General features: G+C 47.0%; 22 protein-coding genes. 14 read left to right on the top strand and 8 right to left on the bottom strand.

Annotation, left to right across the window (positions count from 1 at the left end; genetic code table 11):
* Positions 1 to 20: 20 nt before the first annotated feature.
* On the bottom strand, positions 21 to 1,496 hold the full coding sequence (locus RIG61_03620) for an aldehyde dehydrogenase family protein (protein ID MEQ9618246.1): 1,476 nt from the start codon (positions 1,494 to 1,496) through the stop codon (positions 21 to 23).
* A gap of 475 nt (positions 1,497 to 1,971) precedes the next feature.
* Positions 1,972 to 2,529: a response regulator gene (locus RIG61_03615; GenBank protein ID MEQ9618245.1), complete on the bottom strand. Its 558-nt coding sequence runs from the start codon at positions 2,527 to 2,529 to the stop codon at positions 1,972 to 1,974.
* Positions 2,530 to 2,888: 359 nt separating this feature from the next.
* Between RIG61_03615 and bioB the strand changes: the two genes are divergently transcribed.
* From bioB to bioF, 3 genes are all read left to right on the top strand, one after another.
* The gene (gene bioB / locus RIG61_03610; GenBank protein ID MEQ9618244.1) at positions 2,889 to 3,857 is read left to right on the top strand and encodes a biotin synthase BioB; all 969 of its coding nucleotides are present in this window, start codon (positions 2,889 to 2,891) and stop codon (positions 3,855 to 3,857) included.
* A gap of 67 nt (positions 3,858 to 3,924) precedes the next feature.
* Positions 3,925 to 5,283 (top strand): adenosylmethionine--8-amino-7-oxononanoate transaminase, encoded by a 1,359-nt coding sequence (bioA, locus tag RIG61_03605; GenBank protein ID MEQ9618243.1) that lies wholly within the window; start codon positions 3,925 to 3,927, stop codon positions 5,281 to 5,283.
* A gap of 56 nt (positions 5,284 to 5,339) precedes the next feature.
* A complete protein-coding gene (bioF, locus tag RIG61_03600) occupies positions 5,340 to 6,527 on the top strand; it encodes an 8-amino-7-oxononanoate synthase (GenBank protein ID MEQ9618242.1) in 1,188 nt (395 codons plus the stop codon).
* Here bioF and RIG61_03595 read toward each other — a convergent pair.
* Both RIG61_03595 and RIG61_03590 read right to left on the bottom strand, forming a co-directional pair.
* A complete protein-coding gene (locus RIG61_03595) occupies positions 6,524 to 7,504 on the bottom strand; it encodes an alpha/beta hydrolase (GenBank protein ID MEQ9618241.1) in 981 nt (326 codons plus the stop codon). The two genes, bioF and RIG61_03595, sit on opposite strands and share 4 nt — an antisense overlap.
* The gene (locus tag RIG61_03590; GenBank protein MEQ9618240.1) at positions 7,482 to 7,952 is read right to left on the bottom strand and encodes a carboxymuconolactone decarboxylase family protein; all 471 of its coding nucleotides are present in this window, start codon (positions 7,950 to 7,952) and stop codon (positions 7,482 to 7,484) included. Before RIG61_03590 ends, RIG61_03595 begins: the two co-directional genes overlap by 23 nt.
* Before the next feature lie 357 nt (positions 7,953 to 8,309).
* On the opposite strand from RIG61_03590, the gene lsrF reads away from it, so the two are divergent.
* Positions 8,310 to 9,143: a 3-hydroxy-5-phosphonooxypentane-2,4-dione thiolase gene (gene lsrF, locus RIG61_03585; protein MEQ9618239.1), complete on the top strand. Its 834-nt coding sequence runs from the start codon at positions 8,310 to 8,312 to the stop codon at positions 9,141 to 9,143.
* Between the two features lie 25 nt (positions 9,144 to 9,168).
* Positions 9,169 to 10,227, top strand: a complete 1,059-nt coding sequence (locus tag RIG61_03580) for a zinc-dependent dehydrogenase (protein ID MEQ9618238.1) — start codon at positions 9,169 to 9,171, stop codon at positions 10,225 to 10,227.
* Between the two features lie 7 nt (positions 10,228 to 10,234).
* Here RIG61_03580 and RIG61_03575 read toward each other — a convergent pair whose 3' ends face one another.
* A complete protein-coding gene (locus RIG61_03575; protein ID MEQ9618237.1) occupies positions 10,235 to 10,576 on the bottom strand; it encodes a phage holin family protein in 342 nt (113 codons plus the stop codon).
* A 450-nt stretch (positions 10,577 to 11,026) separates the two neighbouring features.
* On the opposite strand from RIG61_03575, the gene polA reads away from it, so the two are divergent.
* A complete protein-coding gene (polA, locus tag RIG61_03570) occupies positions 11,027 to 13,729 on the top strand; it encodes a DNA polymerase I (GenBank protein ID MEQ9618236.1) in 2,703 nt (900 codons plus the stop codon).
* A 61-nt stretch (positions 13,730 to 13,790) separates the two neighbouring features.
* On the opposite strand, the gene RIG61_03565 is transcribed toward polA, so the two are convergent.
* Both RIG61_03565 and RIG61_03560 read right to left on the bottom strand, forming a co-directional pair.
* A complete protein-coding gene (locus RIG61_03565) occupies positions 13,791 to 14,657 on the bottom strand; it encodes a hypothetical protein (protein ID MEQ9618235.1) in 867 nt (288 codons plus the stop codon).
* 153 nt (positions 14,658 to 14,810) lie between these two features.
* A complete protein-coding gene (locus RIG61_03560) occupies positions 14,811 to 15,896 on the bottom strand; it encodes a transporter (GenBank protein ID MEQ9618234.1) in 1,086 nt (361 codons plus the stop codon).
* A gap of 655 nt (positions 15,897 to 16,551) precedes the next feature.
* Between RIG61_03560 and argC the strand changes: the two genes are divergently transcribed.
* From argC to RIG61_03545, 3 genes are read left to right on the top strand one after another with little or no spacing between them, the layout of a single operon-like run.
* Positions 16,552 to 17,589 (top strand): N-acetyl-gamma-glutamyl-phosphate reductase, encoded by a 1,038-nt coding sequence (argC, locus tag RIG61_03555; GenBank protein MEQ9618233.1) that lies wholly within the window; start codon positions 16,552 to 16,554, stop codon positions 17,587 to 17,589.
* 16 nt (positions 17,590 to 17,605) lie between these two features.
* A complete protein-coding gene (locus RIG61_03550; protein MEQ9618232.1) occupies positions 17,606 to 19,078 on the top strand; it encodes a class I adenylate-forming enzyme family protein in 1,473 nt (490 codons plus the stop codon).
* Positions 19,079 to 19,099: 21 nt separating this feature from the next.
* Positions 19,100 to 19,357 carry a phosphopantetheine-binding protein gene (locus RIG61_03545; GenBank protein MEQ9618231.1) on the top strand — a complete coding sequence of 86 codons (258 nt, stop codon included), beginning with the start codon at positions 19,100 to 19,102 and terminating at the stop codon, positions 19,355 to 19,357.
* Between the two features lie 31 nt (positions 19,358 to 19,388).
* Here RIG61_03545 and RIG61_03540 read toward each other — a convergent pair whose 3' ends face one another.
* Positions 19,389 to 20,105: a hypothetical protein gene (locus RIG61_03540; protein MEQ9618230.1), complete on the bottom strand. Its 717-nt coding sequence runs from the start codon at positions 20,103 to 20,105 to the stop codon at positions 19,389 to 19,391.
* A gap of 202 nt (positions 20,106 to 20,307) precedes the next feature.
* Here RIG61_03540 and RIG61_03535 point away from each other — a divergent pair, with 202 nt between their 5' ends.
* The 5 genes from RIG61_03535 (at position 20,308) to nuoK (ending at position 24,445) form a co-directional block, all read left to right on the top strand.
* A complete protein-coding gene (locus RIG61_03535) occupies positions 20,308 to 21,063 on the top strand; it encodes a hypothetical protein (protein ID MEQ9618229.1) in 756 nt (251 codons plus the stop codon).
* Between the two features lie 370 nt (positions 21,064 to 21,433).
* On the top strand, positions 21,434 to 22,666 hold the full coding sequence (locus tag RIG61_03530) for an RNA polymerase sigma factor RpoD/SigA (protein MEQ9618228.1): 1,233 nt from the start codon (positions 21,434 to 21,436) through the stop codon (positions 22,664 to 22,666).
* 181 nt (positions 22,667 to 22,847) lie between these two features.
* Entirely contained in the window at positions 22,848 to 23,504 is a 657-nt protein-coding gene (nth, locus tag RIG61_03525; GenBank protein MEQ9618227.1) for an endonuclease III, read from the top strand.
* Between the two features lie 124 nt (positions 23,505 to 23,628).
* Positions 23,629 to 24,138, top strand: a complete 510-nt coding sequence (locus RIG61_03520) for an NADH-quinone oxidoreductase subunit J (protein MEQ9618226.1) — start codon at positions 23,629 to 23,631, stop codon at positions 24,136 to 24,138.
* Position 24,139: 1 nt separating this feature from the next.
* Complete coding sequence (gene nuoK / locus RIG61_03515; protein ID MEQ9618225.1) at positions 24,140 to 24,445, top strand: NADH-quinone oxidoreductase subunit NuoK; 306 nt, start codon at positions 24,140 to 24,142, stop codon at positions 24,443 to 24,445.
* Positions 24,446 to 24,451 lie beyond the last annotated feature (6 nt).

Below are 24,451 nucleotides of genomic sequence, written 5' to 3'. Positions count from 1 at the left end.
AAGCGCTTTGTGGATCTTGTCTAACCCTTGTACCATGCCGGTATCTTATCCCCGATAAATATATTGACCGCCTTTGTTTCGAGATACATGTCAAGTCCCGCGGAGCCAAGCTCCTTGCCTACTCCGCTCTGTTTGAAACCCCCGTACGGGGTCTCGGGGACTATGCCTCCGTAAGTATTTACCCAGAGGTAGCCTGCTTTTACGGCTTTTGCGACCCTGAGGGCCCTTTTTATGTCCTGAGTCCAGATTCCCCCCGCAAGGCCGTAAATGGTGTCGTTCGCTATACTGACGGCCTCCTCCTCGGTTCTGAAGGGAATAACCGCTACTATGGGGCCGAAAATTTCCTCGCATGCAATAGTTGAATCGCGCTCTACATCCGCCAGCACCGTGGGCTCGAAAAAATAACCCTTCTTGAGTTCTTCGGGACGACCCCCGCCGTTTAGCACCTGGCCCCCTTCTTTTACGCCTTTTCGGAAATAAGACTTGACTCTGTCAAAATGCTCCCTCGAAATGACGGACCCGAGCTCCGTGTCGTCCTTTGTGGGGTCGCCGATCCGTATCTTTTTTACTCTATCTATAAAAGGCGGAAGAAATTTGTCGTAAATATCCTCGTGCAGGAGCAGTCTTGTCACAGCGGTACAGTTCTCTCCTTGGTTAAAAAAACCTCCCCTGAGAGTAGCCTCTATCGTGTTTTCTATATCCGCGTCATCGAATACTATACAGGGCGCCTTGCCTCCAAGCTCGAGAGACACCCTCTTTATTGTTTGGGAAGCGGTATTCATTACTATCTTTCCTACTTCCGTCGAGCCTGTGAACGCAATTTTCCCCACACCCGGATGCTCTACCAAAGCCTGCCCCGCGACTTCCCCTTCACCGGGTACAACGTTAAACACGCCGTCGGGCAGTCCTGCTTCCGTGAATATTCTCGCAGCCTCAATTATCCCGCACGGTGTGTATTCGGCCGGTTTCAGAACTATAGTGCAGCCCGCCACAAGAGCAGGGGCTATTTTCCAGAATGACAGAAGAAGTGGAAAATTCCAGGGAATAATCTGTGCCGCGACTCCGATAGGCTCCCTGAGCGTAACCGTCAGCTGGTTCTCGGAAATCGATATACTTTCCCCGTTCAACCCGGCGCTTGCCCCGGCATAATATTCGAGTGTTCTTATCGAGCCCCCCACCTCTACGAGGCGGCTTTCACGTATAGGTTTTCCCGTTTCAAGCGTATTGGTCAGAGCGATTTCCTCCCCGTGTTTTTCAAGAAGCCCGGCAATTTTATGAACTAGTCGGACCCTTTCGGAAACAGGTTTCTTTGACCATTTATCAAATGCGCTCTGTGCGGCTTTAACCGCCTTATCAATGTCCTCTTTTTGCGCTTCTGCAATTTCCGCAAAAGGTTCTTCCGTTGCGGGATTTTCTCTTATATAGGTTTTTCCCGATACTGAGTCTGTTTCCTTCCCATTTATGAATAATCCGTATTTTCTAAGTTTAGTGCTCAAAATTTCGTACCCCCATACTCGGATTTTTAGAAAATTCTATCAAATTTTTAAGGCATAGGCTATTGAGTAGTATTGCAGCATCGTATTTTATCGGTTTCTATCGCCTGGTTTGGGCTGGACAATGTATCCAGTATTCAAAAGGGTGCTTTTTAACGCTATGTCGAAGAGACTCTCTGAGTTCTCCGCGGCGGGTGGTTTCAAAGCGCAGCCAATAGGTCTTTTTCTGCCGATCCTATGGCAGGCTGGCGGCGGTAAGCTAAATAACAGGTCCCTTATCCGAACAGAGAGTATGTCCTTAAGCTTCGATACTGTCGATTCCCGATCGAGCTTCGTACAAATTCGGCAGCAAATATTCCATTCATTTGTTCACAAATGAATGCTGGAAAATGTATTATTCGGTCCAATATGAACCGGATCATATTTACACTCAATAATATTTACGCCTTATTGACGTACCTTAACTGAATATTATTTATTATCCGGCTTTTTCCCTCATCGTTCGGGCTGAAGGAGCGAGTAATATTTTTAGCAAATCTCGAATCTGCTGCCTGTTGAACGGTTTCTTCAGGGCTGAGATCGGCCCAAGTTCAAGGGCCTGGTTCATTACCTCGCTGTCCGGGTAACCTGTAATAATTACTACAGGCAGATCACTTCTCAACTTCTTAATATCCTTCAGAACTTCGAGTCCGTTTATATCCGGTAACATCAGGTCAAGAAATACAAGATCGAAGCTCATATCTTCGATTATTCTTGATGCTTCGAGTCCACTATGAATCGTTAGTACATCGTGACCCTGAGAAGTTATAATCTTTTTAAGGTCCATCGATATTAACTTCTCATCATCTACGACCAACACGCTTTTTTTCTTCGGTAATTGATTCCAGAGCCACTTGTCGATCAATTCTCTGGTGAATCTCCATTGATTTCCGACCTTGAACGCGGGAATTTTGCCGTCTTCAAGTAATCTGTACAGAGTAGGCTTTGCAACTTTAAGATATTGCGCAGCCTCTTCAAGCGTCAATACTTGCTCCATTTGATTTACCCCCTACTACGTTTTTGATAAATAAACTATTTGCTAAGACTATTATACAAAGAATTAATATAATTTATCAATGTTTATCATATCGCCGAAAATTTGGATCTACACACAGATGACTTCATAAATATGAATTTTGCTAGCCGATCATGGAAAATTTATATACAGTTTATACTACTTATGAGAAAAAGTCTGCAAAGAATCATAAGCAAGAGGAAATTTACCGGCGGCGGTTTCATGGGCAGCGGGAAGATTAATACGGACAATATTAACATTATTGACAATAAGTCCTCTTCCAGTAATCTAAAACTTTCTGAAAAGAGAAAAGGAGAAATCTCATCTCAATACTGGATTCGGTGTCGGATAAGCTTTTGGTCAATCGGGAACCTATTACTTTTAATGAAGCGTTGAGTTTAACAGAAATTCCCAAGTCACAGGTTCCGGACTTGCTATCGCTGGCGAGAAAAGTCACGTTGAAGTATAAGGGCGACGGGGTATTCCTTCGTTCGATAATCAGCGCTCAGACGGGGAACTGTCCCGAGGACTGTTCTTTTTGTTCTCAGTCGACGCATTTTGATACGGAGGTTAACGCCCACCCGCTGATGGCCGCCGAGAAAATACTGTTGGCGGCAAAGCAGGCGGAAAAGATGGGGGCGATGGATTTTTGTATAGTAATCAGCGCAAAGGGGCCTACCCCAAGGATTTTTAAAAAGGTGCTTGAAGCTGTTGACCTGCTGCGCGAGGAAACAAGTCTGAAGATCGGATGCTCCCTTGGCGACCTTAAAGAAGAACAGGCATACGAACTGAAGGAACACGGAGTATGGCGTTATAACCATAATCTCGAGACATGTAGAAGCTACTTCCCCAATATCTGCACTACTCACACTTACGATGACAGGGTCAAGACAGCAGAGCTCGTAAAAAGAGCGGGTATGAACCTTTGCTGCGGGGGTATACTGGGCTTGGGAGAGTCCGTCAGGCAAAGGCTCGAGCTGGCCTTCGAGTTGAGGGAGCTGGGTCCAAGCTGGGTCCCGATCAACTTCATAAATCCTCGACCCGGGACTCCTTTTGAAAAATTATCCACCGTGCCGCCGTTTGAGGCCGTAAAAACCATCTCGATTTTCAGGCTCATTCTGCCCGATAAAATACTAATGACTGCCGGAGGAAGGGAAGTAACTCTTCGCGACTTGCAGGCTATGGGGCTTCTTGCCGGAGCGAACGCCATGATCCTGGGAAATTATCTCACAACGACCGGCAGATCGCCCGAAGAGGACCTCAGAATGCTCGATGACCTGGAAATGCCTGTCAGAACAGACGTCAATTGATCCGGACCAGAGTCGGAACTTTCAGACCGCCGCCCTGATTTCAAAAACACCCTGTATAGATTTAATAATGTCCGATAGAACGAAAAAATTAGGAGCGTATGATAAAGAGTTCGTATGGCATCCCTTCACCCAGATGAGGGAATACGAAAAAAAGGATCCTTTAGTTATCGAAGGGGGGGATGGGGCGTATCTGATTGATTCTGAGGGCAAAAGGTATATAGACGGAGTGTCCTCACTGTGGGTCAACATCCACGGCCATAAAGTTCCCGAGATAGATAATGCGATTAAAGAGCAGGTCGACAGACTAAGCCATAGCACGTTATTGGGCGTTACGAACCCACCGGCGGCGGAGCTTGCAAAAGAGATTATAGAGATTTGTCCTCCCGGATTAAAGAAGGTTTTTTACTCGGGCGACGGCGCGAGCGCGGTCGAAGTCGCGCTTAAAATGAGCTATCAATATTGGCGGCACAAGGGAAAGACAGGCAAGTCGAAGTTTATCTGTCTTGAGAACGGTTATCACGGCGATACACTTGGTGCGGTCTCGGTGGGCGGAATAGATCTTTTCCACGCCGCGTTCAAGCCTCTTCTGTTCGAGACTTTTCAGGCGCCGTCATATTACTGTTACAGGTGTCCCCTCGGTAAAACCTACCCTTCATGCGGTATCGCCTGCGCCGATGAGATTGAAAAAATATTAAAAGAACACCACGAGGAGGTCGCGGGAATAATATTCGAGCCCTATGTGCAGGCCGCGGGCGGCATGATCGTCTCTCCCCCCGGTTATCTGAAAAAGGTGCGTGAGTATTGTGATAAGTACGGCGTCCTTATGATACTAGATGAAGTCGCGACCGGTTTCGGCAGAACAGGCAAGATGTTCGCGTGCGAACATGAAAGCGTGACGCCCGACATTCTGGTTCTCGGAAAGGGCATGACCGGAGGATATCTGCCTCTTTCAGCCACAATAACGACTCAGGATGTTTACGATGCGTTTTTGGGGGATTACGAGGAGTTTAAAACATTTTTTCACGGTCACAGCTACGCCGGAAATCCACTCTCCTGCGCTGCTGCAAGGGGAAACCTGAAGGCTTTTGAAAATTACGACTCCCTCCATAACCTTCAAGAAAAAATCGAGTATCTGGAAAACGAGCTCCGAGAATTTAACGGTCTTAAGCACGTGGGCAATGTGAGAAACAAGGGATTTATGGCGGGAATAGAGCTTGTGCGGGACAAAGAGAAAAAAGCTCCCTTCCCTGCTGAAATGAAAATGGGCTGGAAGGTAGCTGAGCTGGCTATGGAGAATGAAGTGCTGATTCGGCCCCTCGGCAATGTTGTGGTTCTGATGCCTCCTATAGGGATACCGATGGAGGATTTGAAAAAACTTGTCCGCGTAACGTATAATTCAATCAAAGAAGCTACAGAAGGACAGTGATCCTACGAACGAGAATTTCTTAGAGTCAAAATAAAAAGTTTTACTCCGCCTGATATATGCATGATCCTCTTCGATGGATAGAAGAAGATTTAAAAACTATAAGAGATAAAAGTCTCTTCCGTATACTCACCGAAATTGAGACGGGGCAGTCTCCTGAAATTATTATAGGCGGCAAGAGCTATATACTCTTCGGCTCGAACAGCTATCTGGGCCTGTCGGTGGATCCAAAGGTTATTGAGGCCGCAACACTAGCCCTTCAGAAATACGGCACAGGCTCCGGCGGCTCGCGTCTCGTGAGCGGAAGCTCGGATCTCCACAGGGAGCTTGAAGATCGTATCGCCGGGTTTAAAAATACCCAGGCCGCCATTCTTTTCAGTTCAGGTTACCTCGCAAATATAGGCACAATCTCCTCGCTTATGGGAGAGAAGGACATAATATACAGCGACGAGCTCAACCACGCGTCCATCATTGACGGATGCAGGCTGTCGCGCTCTAAAGTTAATATATACAGGCATCTGGATCTCGATCATCTGAATTCCCTCGTTTCAGCGGATCAGGGTCGTAGATGTAAGAAGCTGATAGTAACCGATACGGTGTTCAGTATGGACGGGGACCTCGCTCCACTGCCCGAGCTGGTTCAACTGTCCGAGAGGTACGGCTGCATGCTAATGATAGATGAGGCGCACGCAACCGGTGTTCTCGGCAAGAGGGGAAGCGGGGCAACAGAACATTACGGCGTTGAGGACAGCGTGCCAATCGTTATGGGAACTCTCTCGAAGGCCATAGGTTCTCTCGGAGGGTACATAGCGGGAAGTCGGGAATTGATAGATTTTATAAGAAACCGGGTGCGTAGCTATATATTCGATACTTCCCTGCCGGCTCCTTCGCTCGCCGCTTCTTTGGCGGCGATAGAAATTATCGAGAACGAGCCGGAGAGAAGAGAGTATCTCTGGTCTCTGATAAATAAATTCAGGTCGGGGATAGAGGAAATCGGGCTTGAAATACTTCCAACCGACTCGGCTATCATACCGGTTTTAATAGGTGACGCGGAGCCCTCGCTCAAGTTTGCGGGTGCTTTAAGGGAGCACGGTGTTTACACGCCCGCTGTAAGGCCTCCCTCCGTCCCGGTCGGAATGTGCAGAATAAGAGCCACATTGATGGCAAAACACACGGAAGAACATATTGAGCGTGCGCTCCGTGCTTTCCGCGCCGCTTATGATTCTATTAATGCTTCCAATGGCTAGTTCAGCTTAGTCCTGTCCCCGTCTCTTTTCTTGTCTTTAAAAAACGATTTTATTTTCTTCCACCATTCGGATTCATCATCCGGGGATTTTTCGCTTACCTCGTCCAGGAACCCGAGCACTGTAGAGTTGAATTTATCCGACTGCTCTATAAACAGAAGATGTCCCGACTCTTCAAACAGTACAAATCTCGAGGCCGGTATTGTATCTGAAAGGGCTTTTGCGCTTTCAGGTGTGACTATCTTATCTTCTGAACCGTTAATCACGAGTGTCGGCTGCTTAATCAGAGATGCTCTCTCGCTCGAATCAAATTGCACGCCGGCCCTGAATTGACGCTTCCATGCGTATGTGGGCTGAGGATTGCTCAATCTCCACTCAACTATCCGGTCGATCTCATCCGGGTTATTCCTGTAGTATTCAGGCGTGAAAGCCGACATGAGCCCGTAACGGATTTTCTCTTCCTTCGGCAGGCCGTAATAGGGCTCAATTTTTCCGGGTATACTTGCCTTTCCGCTCGTCTCCATTATTCCCGGTAGAAACCCCCAGAGCTTCAAATAGCCGTTCCAGAGCTGAGAATACTTTGTGATCGTATTTCGCCGGGAACCGGAGTTTGTCGAAACCAGTACAAGGCTCTTGACCAGATCCGGATGTCTCAGCGCAAGCTCCTGGGCTATGAATCCTCCAAGAGATATACCCAGCACGTGGGCGGATTCAACCCCGAGCGTCCTCAAAAGCCCGGCCGCGTCGTCCGCCATGATCTCGATTGTATATTCTGAATCGGGCTTGTCCGTATTGCCGGCGCCCCTGTTATCAAATACTATTAACTGGTAGCGTTCTGAAAGCTCCGGTATCTGCTTGTACCACATCCATGCGGAGTAGCCGAGCCCCTCTACAAGTAAGAGCGGCTCGCCCGTGCCGTGAATTTCATAGTAAATATCAATTCCGTTAACTTTGGCTTTACCGTAATTGTGTTTTATCATATCGATGCCAACTTTTTTTGTTCAACTCGATTTTTTTGCTTTTGCCGTTTGAAATTGTTTTGTTTTTATTATCTATTTCGTCAAAAACCTCGCATGCCGCCTGCATGGCGTTAATGGCCGCCGGAAACCCCGCATATATGGCCATTTGAAGAATCACCTCTACGATTTCTTCTTTCTTGACCCCTACGTTCAGGGCCGCCTGCACATGCACCTTAAGCTGCTGTGGCGCGTTCCCCAATGTAGCGAGGGAGGCGATTGTGGCTATCTCTCTGGATCTTAAGTCCAGAGAAGGCCTCTTGTACACATCGCAGAAAGCGAATTCCATGATTAATTTCTCAAGGTCGGGATTGAGAGATTTTAACCTTTCTATTGAACCCTCGGCGCCGTCTCCCTTGATTTCCTTGAACTTTTCAATACCCTTTTCATATCTGTTCACGGCTTTATCCATATGTATATAATGTAAGGCTAAACCGCCCGGAGTCAAGCAGTATTTTTGCAAATGCGAATAAACTGTAAACAGGTAATACCCTGATATTACATAAATAAATTTAGTGTACACAGATATTTATGTGCAATTGCTAACAAGTTGTTCTCTCTATTTAACGCATTTGCTTGTCTCTTCGGGCGGGGTTTCCGGGTTCCCCCGGATTGGCTGCATGATATTACAGCTTGCTAATATTAAGACAGCATGAAGGACCCTGATCAGGTAAAAGATTAGACCTGTTTTACTGTTTTTCTGAGATCCATGTGTTTAATTGACAACTATTGCCCGTTCCTTTAAAGTTTTTGGAATAAATTCCATTAAATGAGAGGTGTAATTGATATGGACTGGGGCATGAAAAACCGTATGGCCAGAATTATTAACCCCCAAACCGGGAGAGCCGTTATGCTTGCGTTCGACCACGGATATTTCCTTGGCCCGACACACAGGCTTGAAGTCCCCCGGGACACGATCACGCCGTTATTGCCGTATGCAGATACGATAATGCTGACGAGAGGAGTGCTTAGGACGTCGGTTGATCCTGAATCCTGCGCAAATGTCGTGCTCAGAGTCTCGGGCGGATCCAGCATTGTGGGTCCTGATCTTAGCGACGAGGGGTTTACCACATCATTTAAAGACGCAATAAGGTTGAATGTAGCCGGCGTGGGTATATCGGTTTTCGTAGGAAGCGAGCATGAGCGTCAGACGCTTCTCAATCTTGCCGAGCTTGTCGATAAGGGAGAAGAATACGGCATTCCGGTGCTTGGTATAACCGCCGTGGGAAAAGAGCTTGAGAAAAGGGATGCGCGTTATCTGTCCCTTTGCTGCCGCATCTGCGCCGAGCTCGGAACGCACATCGTGAAAACCTACTACTGCGAAGATTTCGAGAAGGTTACAACGAGCTGCCCGGCTCCGATTGTAATTGCCGGGGGGCCGAAGCTCGAGACCGAAATGGATGTTCTGGAGATAACCTACAACGCCATACAGCAGGGCGCGGTCGGCGTCGATATGGGTAGGAATATCTGGCAGAACGATTACCCTGTGGCAATTATCAGGGCTATACGGTCTATAGTTCATGAAAATAATAAACCAAAGCAGGCTCATGAGCTTTTTCTTTCTATAAAAGAAGAAGAATCCAAAAAGGTGGCCAGCGCCTGAGCGCCGAGGCGGAGTCATACTTACCATGCCTGAAGTTTCCAAAGCGCGGAGTTCCAATATGCGTGTAGCCATGTACTACAACAACAGGGACGTGCGGCTTGAGGAGATTCCCGTTCCCGTAATAGGGCCCGGTGAGATACTCATACGGGTGCAAGCGAGCGGTATCTGCGGAAGCGATCTGATGGAATGGTACCGGCTTCCCAAGGCGCCTCTGGTTCTTGGGCACGAGATCGCGGGTGAAGTGGTGGAGGTGGGAGAGGGGGTTCTAGAATTCAAGCCCGGTGACCGGGTCATGGCGACGCATCATGTCCCATGCAATACCTGCCACCATTGCCTGAGAGGGAATCATTCCTCTTGTGGTACCTTAAGAACTACGCATTTCGATCCGGGAGGCTTTTCGGAATATATTCGTATACCCGCAATCAATGTCGATCGGGGAGTGCTTAAGCTTCCGGATGAGGTTTCATACGATGAGGCTTCTTTTGTAGAGCCGCTCGGTTGTGTTCTCCGGGGGCAGCGTCTTGCGGGATTTCAGATCACTGACAGCGTGCTCGTTATGGGTAGCGGTATTACCGGGCTTCTTCACATACAGCTCGCTCGCGCGCAGGGGGCGGGACGGATCATAGCCACCGACGTCAGCGATTATAGATTAAGCGCGGCCGCGCGCTTCGGCGCTGATTACGCGGTTAAGGCAGGGGAAGATGTAGCTTCATTCACAAGGGAGGTTAATGACGGCCGCCTTGCGGACTTTGTTATTGTCTGCACAGGCGCGAAATCAGCAATCGAGGAGTCTTTCGGTCTTGTGGAGCCCGGCGGAACTATTCTTTTCTTTGCGCCTTCAGGGCCGGGTGCCTCTATTTCCATACCTTTTAACGAATTCTGGTGGTCGGGAATTAAGACAGTCAGTTCCTACGCGGCTTCCCCTTCGGATCTCGCACTCGCTCTCGAGCTTATCAGAGCGGGCCGGGTAAACGTAAGGGATATGGTTACACACAGGCTTCCCCTTTCCGACACGCTTAAAGGCTTCCGTATGGTCGAGGAGGCGCGGGATTCCATTAAAATTATTATCCAGCCTCATCTCTGAGCAGTTATTAATCCACTAACAGATGGCGCAGGACCATGCTAACCAGAGCAAGCACTACCGCGCCGAAAAAGGCGGTCCAGAACCCCTCCACCTGAAAACCCGAAACAATAGAAGAGGCCAGCATTAGCATGAGCGCGTTTATAATCAGAAGGAAGATGCCGAATGTTAATATGGAGAGCGGAAGTGTAATAATCTTAAGAAAGAGTCCGATTGTGGCGTTTATCAAGCCTATAATTATAGCCGCGATCAGAGCTGTTCCGATCCCTTTTACCACGAATCCCGGAATTATATGCGCGACTATGAGCAGGCTTGCGGCGCTTACGATCCACTGAATTAAAAGAGTTTTCATTCTCCCTCCCTTTATTTCAAGAGCTTGTCGGTCTGTCTCGATACCGCTGATAGTATTCATAATTTGGGTTAAAAGATAAAGAGTGCCCTTAAAAGTTTAGATGCATGATATACGGGGGCGTGAATTTATAAATTTGCGGTCCTACTTCAAGGTCATTTGTTTCGTAATATTTTATCATCGGGACATTTGGCCACTGTAACTCTCCTAATCCGATAATATGATATGTAAATCGAAGAACGGAGGCGGAATTTTAAAAGTCTGCATCGATAATAGATACTGTTTGATGTCCATATCGAGGAGGGATATTCCCGCCTGACGCGTTTATTTCTAATTGTTAGGAGTTCCTTTAAACGTCTCCTGAAGAAATAACCGGATCAATGGCCATCGGGCATTTCCCGGGACCGCAGCCGGCTTTGACACCACTCCCTTTAATACCTAAACTGTACGGGTATGAAAAAAGAGGTTTTGTATCTGATCGACGGTAGCTCCTATATTTTCAGGGCCTATTACGCAATCAGGCATCTCAGCACATCTAAAGGATTTCCTACGAATGCGGCGTACGGCTTTGCCTCTATGCTATTCAAGTTCTTAAAAGATTATGAACCCCATTATCTCGGAATCGTATTCGATTCCAAGGGAGATACATTCAGGAACGAGATATATCCGCTCTACAAGGCCAACAGAGAGGCGCCTCCAGAAGACCTCGTCCCCCAGTTTGAGAGGATTTATGAAATAGTCGATGCGTTCAACATACCGCAGTTTCGGTTGGAAGGCTATGAAGCGGATGACCTCATCGGCACTATCGCCTGGAGGTATGAGAAAGAGGGGATTGAGGTCGTTGTGGTAACCGGCGACAAGGATTTCTGCCAGCTGGTCTCGGATAAGGTAACCCTGCTTGATACCATGAAGAACAAAGAAACCGGGCTTCATGATGTAATGGAGAAATACGGAGTACTTCCCGAGAGGGTTACGGATGTTTTCGCTCTGGCCGGGGACTCTGTAGACAACATCCCCGGCGTGAAGGGCATAGGAGAGAAAACCGCTGTGAGCCTGATCAAAAATTTCGGCTCGCTCGAAAATCTCCTGGAGAATCTTGACGAAGTCACGGCGAGACAAAAAAAGCTGATTGAGGAAAAAAAGGGCGATGCTCTTATGAGTAAGGAGCTCGTTACGATTAAAACCGATGTGGAAATTGAGATGGATCTTGAGAAATTGAGATTCGAGGGGTTCGATAAGGCAAAACTGAGGGGGATATTCGAGGAGCTGGAGTTCAAAAACCTCCTTCGTGAGCTTGGCGACTCGGAAAGCGCGGACAGGGAAACGGATGATGACGATCCGGTTTCCTATGATAACTATTCCCTTATTTTGAATGAAGAAGATTTGAATAGGGTGATCCGAAGAATGGAGGATACGGGGGAAGTCTCGTTAGACCTTGAAACGACATCCCGGGATCCCATGATTGCGGAGATTGTCGGCATCGCGCTTTGTCCCGCTCCCCATGAGGCTTATTACATCCCTGTCGCTCACAGGTCGCTTGCCGATTCTTCAACCCCTCAGCTTGAGCTGAGGTTTACGCTCGATAGGTTAAAACCCTCGATCGAGAACGAGGGGCTTCATAAGATAGGTCAAAACCTCAAATACGAAATTGTCGTGCTTGAGAGATACGGGATTAGGCTCGGAGGTATTTCGTTCGATACCATGCTTGCTGCCCACATGCTGGATTCATCCAGAAACAGCTACAGTCTGGATGAGCTGTCCAGGCTATACCTGGGGCACCAGATGATTTCATACAAGGATGTGACGGGTACGGGAAAATCGAAAATAACATTCGATGAGGTAGAGCTTGAGGCCGCGCGGGATTATGCCTGTGAAGATGCCGACGCGGCAATGCTGCTCGGTAAAGAGCTTGCTCCTCAATTGGAGGAGAACGGCGTTTCGGATGTGTTCAGGGATACTGCACTCAAGTTTATCGAGGTTCTGGCTCGTATCGAGATGAACGGTGTCAAGGTTGACGCGGCAAAACTCAGGGAATTGTCGAAGGAGTTCGAATCGGGACTTGCGGATATCGAAAAGGAGATATACACGGAGATCGGATACGAGTTTAATCTGAACTCACCTATTCAATTAAGAGATGTTTTGTTCAATACTCTCGATCTTCCACAGAAGAAGCTCACGAAAACAGGAGAGCCTTCGACAGATGTCGAGGTCCTCACAGACCTTGGTAAATTTCATTCAGTACCCGAGAAGGTGCTTGAGCACAGGACCCTTTCAAAGCTGAAATCCACCTACGTGGACTCTCTTCCCAAGCTTATAAATCCGAATACCGGCAGGATTCACACATCTTTTAACCCGGTCGGTTCTTCAACGGGCAGACTGAGCTCAAGCGACCCCAATCTTCAGAATATCCCGATCAAGACGGCACAGGGAAGGCGTATCAGGGAAGCTTTTATCCCCGAAGAGGGATTCGTGCTTCTTTCCGCCGATTACTCTCAGATCGAGCTCCGGCTGCTGGCTCATTTCTCCGGGGACGAGAACCTGGTCGAGGCCTTCCAGACGGGAAACGACATTCACAACAGGACGGCTTCTGAAATATTCGGCGTAACCGAAGACCTTGTAACCCCTGAGATGAGGAGACTCTCCAAAAACATTAACTTCGGAATAATATACGGCATAAGCGCCTTCGGCCTTGCGAAGCAATTGGGAACGTCGGTATCGATTGCCAAAAGCTATATCGATGAGTATTTCAAACGCTATAAGAGGGTCAAGGAATATATAGAAAGAACAATAAGCGACGCCCTGAATAAAGGGTACGCGGAGACCATTCTCGGAAGGAGACGCCCCATCCCCGAGCTTAAGTCCGGCGACAGGAACAGGAGGGGTTTTGGCGAGAGGGCTGCTATGAACACGCCTATACAGGGCTCGGCGGCCGACATAATAAATATCGCCATGATCAGGATTCACGAAAAGCTGACCCGCGGTTATGAGTCGAGAATGATACTCCAGGTCCATGACGAGCTGCTCTTTGAAGTTCCCGAGGGTGAGCTCGCGCAGCTTGCGGAATTGGTGAAAAAAGAGATGGAAGGGGCATGGAAGCTAATCGTCCCTATAAAAGCGGATATAGGAACCGGAAAAAACTGGGCTGAAGCACACTGACTCGTCCGGCGGTACAATTCGTTAAACCGCCTGTTTCCCCTTTTATTTCAAACGCGTTTCTTTATCCGTCGGCGAGTGTGCATCCGTCGGGATCCACCGTGGAAGTCCCGCTCTGATTTATCGCGTTCTTCGCACCGGTAATCGCGCAGTCGTTTTGCGGATCGATAATGACTTCAGACGAACCGGAGGCCCTTATCCCGTTTTCCTTCAGGGACGTGATGAAAATGTTGTTATCTACCGGGCTTCCGGTCATCGCTATTCTTACAAAGGTATTGTCCCTCGTTCTGATTGCGTCTCTGTTGGCGATAAGGCTTATGTCTTCATCGGCTTCGAGAATCACGAGACCGAAGCTTTCCGTCGATATGCCTTCTTTACAGTCTATGAAAGTAATGTTTCGAGCCGTGATTTCCACCCTGCTGTCCCCATTAGCCCTTATGCAGTTGTTTCCGTTACCGTCGATTCTGAACTCCGCTTCGGTTGAATTAAACAGGAATTCGTCAAAGCCGTTTGTACGGATGCGGTCCTGGAACACCGTCCAGTCAGTAAATGTTATATTAGCCGGGGATATCTGAATTATGACGCTGAGATCGACGTCGCTGTCAGGGGTTACTGCTATATTCCTTGAAAGAGTATAATTAGGCCCCTCGAACTCGATCCGAACGTTGTTGAAATTAGGCTTGAACCTGAGATTGAATTCTCCCAGCTGGTTCGTTCTGTCGGAGTCCCGCCTTTTATTGTTTTCGAAAATACTTACCCTTATGTCAGAAACAGGTCCGTCTATTACCTGCTCCACAATTCCGTTTATCCTCGTTTTGTTGCTGCTTCCTCCCCCACTGTTATCACACCCCGAGATACCTGAAACAGCGAAAGAAACGGCGATCAATGCTATAAGAACGAACGAATTTTTGTTCAGAAGTTTAACCATCATCCTCTCCTCCATATAATTAGCTAAGTACTAGAAAGATAAAAATAATAAACTCACAAAGTCTATATTAACCGAAAATACCGGAATTTTACATAGACTTTGTGAGTCTGTTTAAAATAAAAATTTTTGAGAACGTGACCCTAAAATTTCCGGGCTCTAATGATGTCCGCGGTCATTTTCACTATGTTTTTTGAAGGACCATGCGTACTGCCATCCGAGCCACAGCACCCAATCAGTCTCCAGCTGCGGGCCATTGAGGTCCTGATAGACGGGGAAGCCAAATTCAACCGCGAGCCTCTGGCCTTTAATCAGCGCCGGGCCTTCTGGCACATAAAAGTTAAGTCCGAAGAGCAGGTCCAGTCTGTCCCCTCCCTGTAAATCCGGGTCCGCTGTGGGAACCATCGCGGGATTTAGAGCGGGGTCTGCTCTGTCTATATTTCCCCAGGACTGCCAGTCCATTCTGGCGGACGTGCTTACCCAGTTAAACCAGTCCCATGCTCCCCAGGCCGTCGCGTCAAATCTGTTCCCAAGACTGTAATCCCTGTCGTTCTCGCCCAGTCTTATAGTCCCGCTCACCTGCGCTCCCCATGATACCATACTGTGTTGACCGAGATAAGTGATTCCAGGCAGCAGATCCACGGTCCCTGACCCAAGCTGCATAGGGTAGGGAAGCTGCTGGTTGGGCCCTGCGGGTGTGTTGTCTTTTTTGTCGATCGACCCGGTGGGAAAGCTTATTCCGGCATTCAAATGCACCCTCTGGTTGTGTGCGTCAAATATCTTTATCAAGCCGGTGAGCTTTATATCTCCCAGCCCCTCGGATTCGGTTTTAAACCGTACCCCCATCCTGGTCAAATGATTCATGGATTTTTTAACATAGGGAATCATTCCCATGAGCGTAATAAAATCAGTAGGCGCATACATAAGACCGAACATATGCATTTGCATATCCATGTCAGTCGGCGTAACCATAAAATCCTCCAGCACGCGCTGATTGCTCACCCTGTTTGTTCCGATTCTCATACCGTCCATGTTCATGAACATGTACCTGTAGGAAAGCATGAACTCTCCTGCGCTATGAGTATGTTCCCCCATTACCCCTATGGGCGCGTGACCGTCCGGTCTGGCGGATGTCCACTTTTGGGCGTATGCGTCATATGAACAGCAGACCGATAATGCCATTAAGATAAAGAGATTAGTAAATAAATTCTTAGCTCTTAAGAAATTATTATTTTTTACTTTCATAAAACTCCTCCATTGGGTCTAAGAAGAATTCCACTTGCCTGTGATGCAGATTCGCGGGCCTTAAAGAACTGGATATATTATGTTTTCAACCGCTTAAGCAGGAGAAAACAGTACCGGTCCCGAAATGTCTTTCGGCAAAACGATAGCAAATGGACGCAACTTTTCCTGTCCAAATATAGAAAGCTAAATATTTGTTGGATAAATCTTAGGCGGTTGGGGGCGAGCGGATGGGGAGCTTAGTATAGAAATCCTCGGTATAATTTAATTCTGTTGTTATGATTCGATAAACTGTATAGTGTTCCGGTGTTAATTCAGATGCCAAAACCGGAGTGGCCAGTGAATTCCTTTGACTGCAGCAGCTGTAACAGAAACAGTGCTTTTCCGCTCCTCCATCCTCGTTTTCTCCGGTAAGAAACTGTACGATTATGGATAAATGATGTTGATTTTGATGTGAAGGACAATCCAGAACTGAGTATGAGAGGGAATCAGCACGTGGAGGGGCGTATCGCTGAGAAGTATAAAGAACGAGGTTTAAGGAAAAAGCTGCTACTATTAGAGATGATATTATAATCCGTATATTTTGGTGCATGTGCGCGACTAACAAGTTAACTTTTCAAACATACTATTTCAAGCTTTTGGGTACAGGTGAGTTAGCGTGAAGATAAGAGTCGGTGTTCTCGGAGCCACAGGTTATACGGGCGCTGCGCTCTTGGGGCTTTTGATAAATCACCCTGGAGTAAGTGTAGTCTGGCTTACATCCGAGAAATTTGCCGGGCGCAAAATTCAGGAGGTTTTCCCGCATCTCCGCAATTTCCTGGATACAGAATGCAGGAGTGTCGCAAGGTTAAAAGAGCTTGAGAAGGTTGATTTGGCATTCTCATGTCTTCCTCAGGGAACATCCATGCACTTTGCTTCAAAGATGCTCGATTCCGGGGCGCGGGTAATAGATTTCAGCGCCGATTTCAGATTCAGCCGGATTGACGTATACGAAGGTCTCTTTAAGACCAGGCATAAATTTAGAGCGATTTTAAAAGAGGCCGTGTACGGACTTCCGGAATTATTCAAAGAGGAGATCAGAGGCGCCCGCATTGTCGCGAACCCCGGGTGTTATTCAACCGGAGTTATATTGGGAACGGCGCCCCTTGTAAAAAATGGGTTAATAAAACAGAATACCTTAATTGCCGATGCAAAATCTGGTGATTCAGGCGGCGGACGCGCCCCCACCCTTGAGCATCATTTCCCCGAAATAAACGAAAATTCACGTGTAAATTCAGCCGCTTCCGCCAATCAAAGGCCTGAGATGGAAGAAGTTCTCTCCGGTTATTCCGATTCGGACTATGAGGTAACGTTTCTCCCGCACATAATTCCGGTTAACCGTGGCATCCTGACAACTATCTATGCGCGGTTAAATAGAAAAGCCGATCCGGACTATATCTACGGACTTTATAACGATTTTTTCCGGGGCGAGCCGTTTATCAGGCTATACGGGAGGGGCAGGTTTCCGGAACTCAAACACGTAAGCCATTCGAATCTTTGCGGCATAGGCCTGGGGTTCCGGGAGGATGTTTTTATTTCCATAGTCGCCCTGGACAACCTTCTAAAAGGAGCAGCGGGCCAGGCCGTACAGAATATGAACATAATGTTCGATTTCCCTGAAACCGAGTCGCTGAATATTACGAGCCTTTATCCGTAAGGAGAATGAGCAGAATATGAGCACTGTATCCGAGCTGTTTCAATCGTCGGTTGATAGATTCACAGGTCTTACTGCGGCGGTCGAGGGCGATACGAGGGTTACGTACGGGGACCTGGGCCGAATGGCAAGGAATTTCTCATCCTACCTTTTATCAAAGGGCATAGAGAAGGGGGACCGGGTGGCAATATTCCTTCCAAATTCAGTTGAGTTTGTAGCCGCTTTTTTCGGCGCCGCCTCGATTGGCGCGGTTTCGGTTCCGATTAACAGCGTATTTAAAGAGGAAGAGCTCGGATTCTATATAGAGCACTCAAGCCCAAGGATTCTGGTCACGGAAGAAAGGCTCAAACCCCTGGCCGCAAAGTGCTGCGCTATGACGGATACCGCCGTTAGGGTAGTTAAAGGAAATAATGTCGACTGGGAGTTCTCACAAAAGAGTCCCGACTATCCCGTGGACGCGGTTATAAGTCCCGAAGACGAGGCCATTTATCTCTACTCCACCGGTTCGACCGGCAAGCCGAAAAGGGTCGCTCGTACTCACTACAATCTCACGGCTTTGGCGAACAATCACACTGATACCGTAGGGTGGACCGAGAAAGACAGGATATTATTCACAATCCCGATCTCCCATACTTATGGATTCGGAAATTTTATAAGCGCGGTCAAAACAGGGGCGGAGATTGTCGTTTTGGCTGAATTTAACCGGCACAGTGTGCTTGATCTACTGGATAGGGAATCAATTACAGTTTTCCCGGCGGTACCTGTGATACTCGATGTGCTGGCTAAAACATTTTTGTCCGAGCCCAAGGATCTCTCCTCCCTCAATCTCGTTATTTCGGCAGGGGCGCCCCTGCCGAAGCAGATTTTCTATAAATTCCACGAGAGGTTCTCCATATATCCGAGACAGCTCTACGGCTCTACCGAAACAGGAGTTATCTCGATTAATATGGCTCAGGATATACAGAACAGATTCGATTCCGTAGGAAGGCCTGTCAGAAATGTGGAGGTAAAGCTATTTAACGAGGATGGCGTGGAAGTCCGTCAGGGAGAAACAGGGGAGATAGCTGTAAAGAGTCCGTCTATGACTACAGGCTACTACGGGCTTCCCGATGAGACGACAAAGGTTTTCAGAGACGGTTACTACTTTACCGGGGATATAGGCAGGATCGACGGGGACGGGTTTATTTATATTCTCGGAAGAAAGAAATTTTTTATAAATGTCGGCGGGCATAAGGTCGATCCCGCGGAGGTTGAAAATATTCTGTCGACGCATCCGAAAATAAACGAGTCTGCAGTGTTAGGGATAAAGGATAAAAACGGGGATGAGCGGGTGAAGGCCGTTATAGTTTCAGATGATATTATTGAATCGGGGGATGTCATTGGTTTTTGCATGGGCAAGATAGCCGAGTACAAGATTCCGCAGGTTATAGAATTTCGCGAAAAGCTTCCCAGAAGCCCTACGGGCAAGGTTCTGAGGGAAAAGCTTAAATGAACGGTGCATAAGGATCGTAGGATGCGTGAAGATATTTTTGAGAGAGTAAAAAAGGTTCTGGCTTTAAGTCTGCCGGATGAAATAAACCCCCGGCAAATAAGGGATGACCAGCCGCTTATCGAACTCGGTGTGGGTATAGATTCCGTAGCCAGGCTGGAGCTTTTAGTAGCGCTTGAGGAGGAATTCCGTGTGAAGCTGGATGAGAGTGAAATAACGCCCGAGTTTTTTGAAACGGTGAAAAGTATGTCGGAACATATACACAATTGTATGAATTTATAATAGAACCGACTTCGGGATAGATATAAATTTACTAATTCGTTAACCCTTTGTCCTTCAAGTATTTTTCAAAAGAATTTATGAATTCTTTTCTCACCCGCTCGCTCGCTTTTCCGATCGGCTCTATTACGGTCTTCTCATAAAACTCGAATGCCGTTTCTTCAAGCTTGGAGTCACCTGTTGTGCGCGCCAGTCTGAGTACGGCTATTGAGTTATAGAATATAGCCTTGAACAGAGCTCTTCTCGCGTCGTTAAACTTGAATTTTTCAAGAGATTTCTGCGCCTCAAGCAGCGCGTAATAACCCACCCCGCAGAACAGTGTGAGGAGTTTTTTAGCCTCCTCCGGAGACATCCCCTCAATCAAATAGACGAGCGGCGCTTCCACGATCGACTCAAGCTCCTTTTCCCTGCTTATAATATTTGCAAGCTCCTTTACCTTTTCATCATCCGCGTTGTCCAGCAGGTCTTTTAGCGCCCCCTGGACATACTCGAGCGCAAAGCTGTCCCTGATCTCTTCAAGGCTGAGACCCTCTGATTTAAGGGCTTTTATATGGGCAAGCTTATCTATAACGGATTTCGGAAATAAGAGCCTGGTCTTGGTCACTCCGCTTGACGCGGATCTTTTTTTCCTGGGTTTGGGTATTAGACCCAGTCTGGAGCACATTTTTATTGTTTTTTCGGGATCGCTTCCAAGGTCTATTTTTCTTTTTTTGGCTTCTTTTATTATTTCTTCAATGGAAATATCGGACATAGAAAGATATTACGCAGGTTGTTTAGGTTTTGTCAATCAGTTTTTGTCATGTTTCCCGGTCCCAATCGCGGTACGCTCCCTCTTTCTCGAGCGCCCGTGCGTATCGACGGTTTTGATTCCTTGAACTAACACCCGATGGAAGCCTACCCGCAATCCTTACCTGGCGATTGATTTTAAACAGGATTTAGTTTATTAATTTGATATGGCGAAGAGCACGCTCGTGGTGTATGAACCGCTTACGAGTATTACGGATAAAAGCTATTACTGGACCGAATACGTTAAGTTCTATGAGCAGTATTGGGGAGGACCCACTTCCCCCTTCGGCGTATGGTTCGGGAATGAATATGAATCCTTTCTTACGGCTCTTTCTTCGAGGCTGGAGGTAGACAAGGATGAGCTCGAACACTGTTTCTTTACTAAGGACGAGGAAGGAAAATATTATGTAGCCCCGTTCAGTTCTAAGGCCAACTTGTTTTTCAGTGAAAACTTCATTCCTCTCGAGTGGTTTATTCCGTTCCGCGAAAAGGATAGACAGACGCTTTACACGCACTGGGGTTTCAACGCCCTCCACTATGATACGAAAATCAAGTCCGCGCTGGAGAGACTTAAAAAAGCCGAAGAGATTATATCGGAAGTAAGCGATAAGGCCGAATTTCAACAGTTAACCTCCGCACGCATCGCAATGAATTTGCTTCAGGGAACATCCGAACTGGAATCATGGCTCTCGGGCTTCGATCCCGGCGGGTTTATAGTTCTCAATTACGGCGAGGTCTGCTCTGTTATAAACCCCTATACGCTTGAAAATGAGCGCTCCGTAGGTGAAACGTGGAAATTCCTTGAATCCCTCAATAGCGGGAGTTTCTCGGAAGCCGACTCCACCCTGAAGGTTCTGGTACGGAAGTGGGAAGATATAAGAAACCAGGCTTCCGGGGATGCCGATAAATCGACCTTGCAGTAACCACTGTTGATTCCCTAATTTAGTTGACTTTTTAACCTTTATTTTCAATTAATTCGTAAGCAATTTGTTAAATCGAATTAATAAAGCGGGAAAATCAAACGAATGGTTTCCCCCTTGGCTCCTATGCTCAAATAGAGCACGATTTAAAGCTGATAAATAAGCCATCTTCTCCCCCTTAACCCCTTTGACAAAATCAGAAGATGGTTCCTCTTTTTCTTTTTTTTTCTTAAAAAATTAGTCTGAAATGGGCTCTTTAATACAAATCTGAAACAATTTTGTGTTCGTATTAGTTTAATAGCTATAAGAACAATAGCAGATAAATGCATCAAATAGCATATTGGGTACATCTTAATTAGAAGGAGGCTAGAAAATGTTGAAAAAGCCTGAATATGTCAGCGTATTCAATGATTACAGCTCTAATCAAGCGGAAGCACTTACAGATGACTTTGAGGGGGATGAATTGGAAGAGCCCGAAAACTATCTTGAAGAGGACCATTCTGTATCCGGCTCCCGCGTGAGTTCCGGTAATTCGGATAATGATAGAGAATCGATAAACCATGATTTAAGGCTCGTAAATGCCTATTTCCAGGAGGTCAGCACTGAGCCTCTCCTGGCGCCTCATGAGGAAGCTCACGTGGCGGCTAAAATTAAATGCTGCGAGCAAAAAGCGACTGAAATTCATAAGAAAATTGAAAAGATAATCGGCAAAAAAATCGCCGCCGGCGATGAATCTATCCGGTTGGAAACGAATAAATATCTGGGAAAAAATATCGGAGAGTTTTCAGCCGCGGAGAAAACTGAGTTTTTTGAAAACGGCGCGAGGATCACTCTATTAACAAAGCTCCATGATGCCTACGTTAATAAGGCTTTTCAGCTCAGAAACAGATTTATCAAGGCAAACCTCAGGCTCGTGGCGAGCATGGCCAAGAGGCTTGTCAGGAGAGGGGTTCCTTTTCTCGATTTGATTCAGGAAGGAAATCTGGGTCTGATAAAAGCGGTTGAGAGATTTGACCATACAAAGGGTTATAGATTTTCAACATATGCCTGCTGGTGGATAAATCAGTCAATGACCAGGGGTATATTCAATCAAACCAGAACCGTAAAGATGCCCGCATACCTTCTTGAGAAAGCGGGTAAGGTTAGACATATCCAACAGGTTCTCACAAAAGAAAATGAACGGGAGCCTATCGCCGAAGAGATTGCCGAGAAGGCGCAAATGAGTGTCGAAAATGTTAAGCGGATTCTGGAATCCGCATCCAATAAGGTTGTCAGGCTTGACACCCCGGTATGGAATGGCGAGAAGACGACGTACCTTGATTTTATAGAAGATTCGAGCTCTCTCGACGTCGATAGCCTGATAGCTGAAATTTCGATTCCGGCAAACATTAACGACGCGCTGCTCATGCTTTCTGTAAGGGAGAGGGAAGTTGTTAAAATGAGATTCGGAATAGGGTACCAGTCCGCCTACACACTGGATGAAATCGGGAAAAAATTCCATTTGACGAGGGAAAGGATAAGGCAGATTGAAAAAAAAGCGCTTGACAGGATAAGAAGGTCGAAGTCGGCGCCCGTCCTTAAAAGTCTCATGGATGTATATAACTGATATCAGTATTAAAAATTCCGCTTGTGATTTAATTATTTGAATCGAAGCCGGTCTTTAAGATCAGTTTATAAGAGGCGCGGGGGGGTAACTCCCCTCCGCGCTGTTTTTATTTTATGCCCGATAATTCTCCCGGCAACACAGTGGAGATAATTGTGTATATTATGATCTGCCCGGATTTGCTATGAAAGCGGATGACATAAATAAAGTAATAGGGAAATTGAAAAAGGAGGTTCCGAAGTGGAATGTGCCGGCTGTAACTCTTGAAGCGGAGAGTTCCATGGATCCCTTTCGCGTTTTGATTTCTACGGTGTTGAGTCTCAGGACAAAGGATGAGACAACAGCGGGGGCGTCGAGAAGGTTATTCAAATTAGCGGACAATCCCCGCGATATGCTTGAGCTGAGCGAGGAGGAAATTATCAAGGCGATTTACCCTGTGGGGTTTTACAGGACAAAGGCAAAAAATATCCGTCTTATCTGCGCGGACCTTATCAGGAATTATGACTCTAAAGTGCCGGATAATCTCGATGAGCTTCTCAAGCTCAAGGGCGTGGGAAGAAAGACCGCAAACCTGGTGCTGACGTTGGGTTATAATAAATACGGCATATGTGTTGATACCCATGTCCACAGAATCTCGAACAGACTCGGATATATTGAAACCAGAACGCCGCTTGATACCGAGATGGCGCTCAGAAAAAAACTTCCGAGAGAACACTGGATAGATTACAACAGCTTGCTGGTCGCTTTCGGCCAGCATGTTTGCCGTCCCGTCTCTCCCCTATGCAGCTCATGTCCTGTCGAAAGTTATTGTGACAGGGTAGGAGTAGTCAGAAACCGGTAATTTATCAACGCCGATTTGCCTTTATTTTACTTTCCTTATGTTTGACTATCTCACTATCTCAAATATAATTCTCTAACCTCATCGAACGCTTACTTTTCTACCAATCCAGGAGGTTTTCAACAGGTTGGAAACAATCGTATTTTATGTATTTGCCGCCCTTTCGGTAGCGGGCGCGCTTCTCGTAATAACTCATAGAAATCCCGTCTCGAGCGCACTCTCCCTGGTTCTGACTCTGTTCTCTACAGCGGTACTTTTTGTGCTCCTCCTCGCTCATTTCGTAGCGGCAATACAGATACTGGTCTATGCCGGGGCAATAATGGTCTTATTCCTCTTTACCGTTATGTTTCTGAACCTTAGCCCGGAGGCGTTAAAATTCGATTCAAAGAACATGGCTTTCAAGGGTAGCTTGCTGTTGGCGGTCCTAGTTTTCGTCGGTTATTTCGCGAGTTTGGGGTTTCGGAGGGTTTTCTCGGAGAAAGATTTGAGCTCATCCGTCTCGGAGGGCTTCGGCACTGTCGAAGGTGTGGGCAAAGTGCTGTTCACGGATTACCTGCTTCCCTTTGAGCTTACATCGGTGTTAATCGTAGCCGCCATAATCGGCGTTGTCGCCATTGCCAAGAGGAGGGAAAGCTGAGTTGGGCGTATCTATCGAGCATTATTTTGTACTTAGCGCAATACTTTTCGTAATCGGCGTTTACGGTGTGATGGCCAGAAAGAACTTAATAATAGTGCTCATGTCTCTAGAGCTTATGCTTAACGCGGCGAATCTTGCGTTTGTTGCGTTTTCAAGGGTTCATGATGACATGACCGGTCAGGTGTTTATGATAATGTCGATCACGGTCGCGGCCGCTGAAGTTGCGGTAGGTCTTGCTCTCGTTGTTGCCGTTTACTCGCACAGGGAGTCCCTTAATATAGATATTTTAAAAATTCTCAAAGGTTAATGACAC

Source organism: Deltaproteobacteria bacterium (genome assembly GCA_040223695.1).
In the GTDB taxonomy this organism is placed as follows: Bacteria; Desulfobacterota_D; UBA1144; order Nemesobacterales; family UBA2774; genus JAVKFU01.
This window is presented reverse-complemented; position numbering and strand designations above follow the sequence as displayed.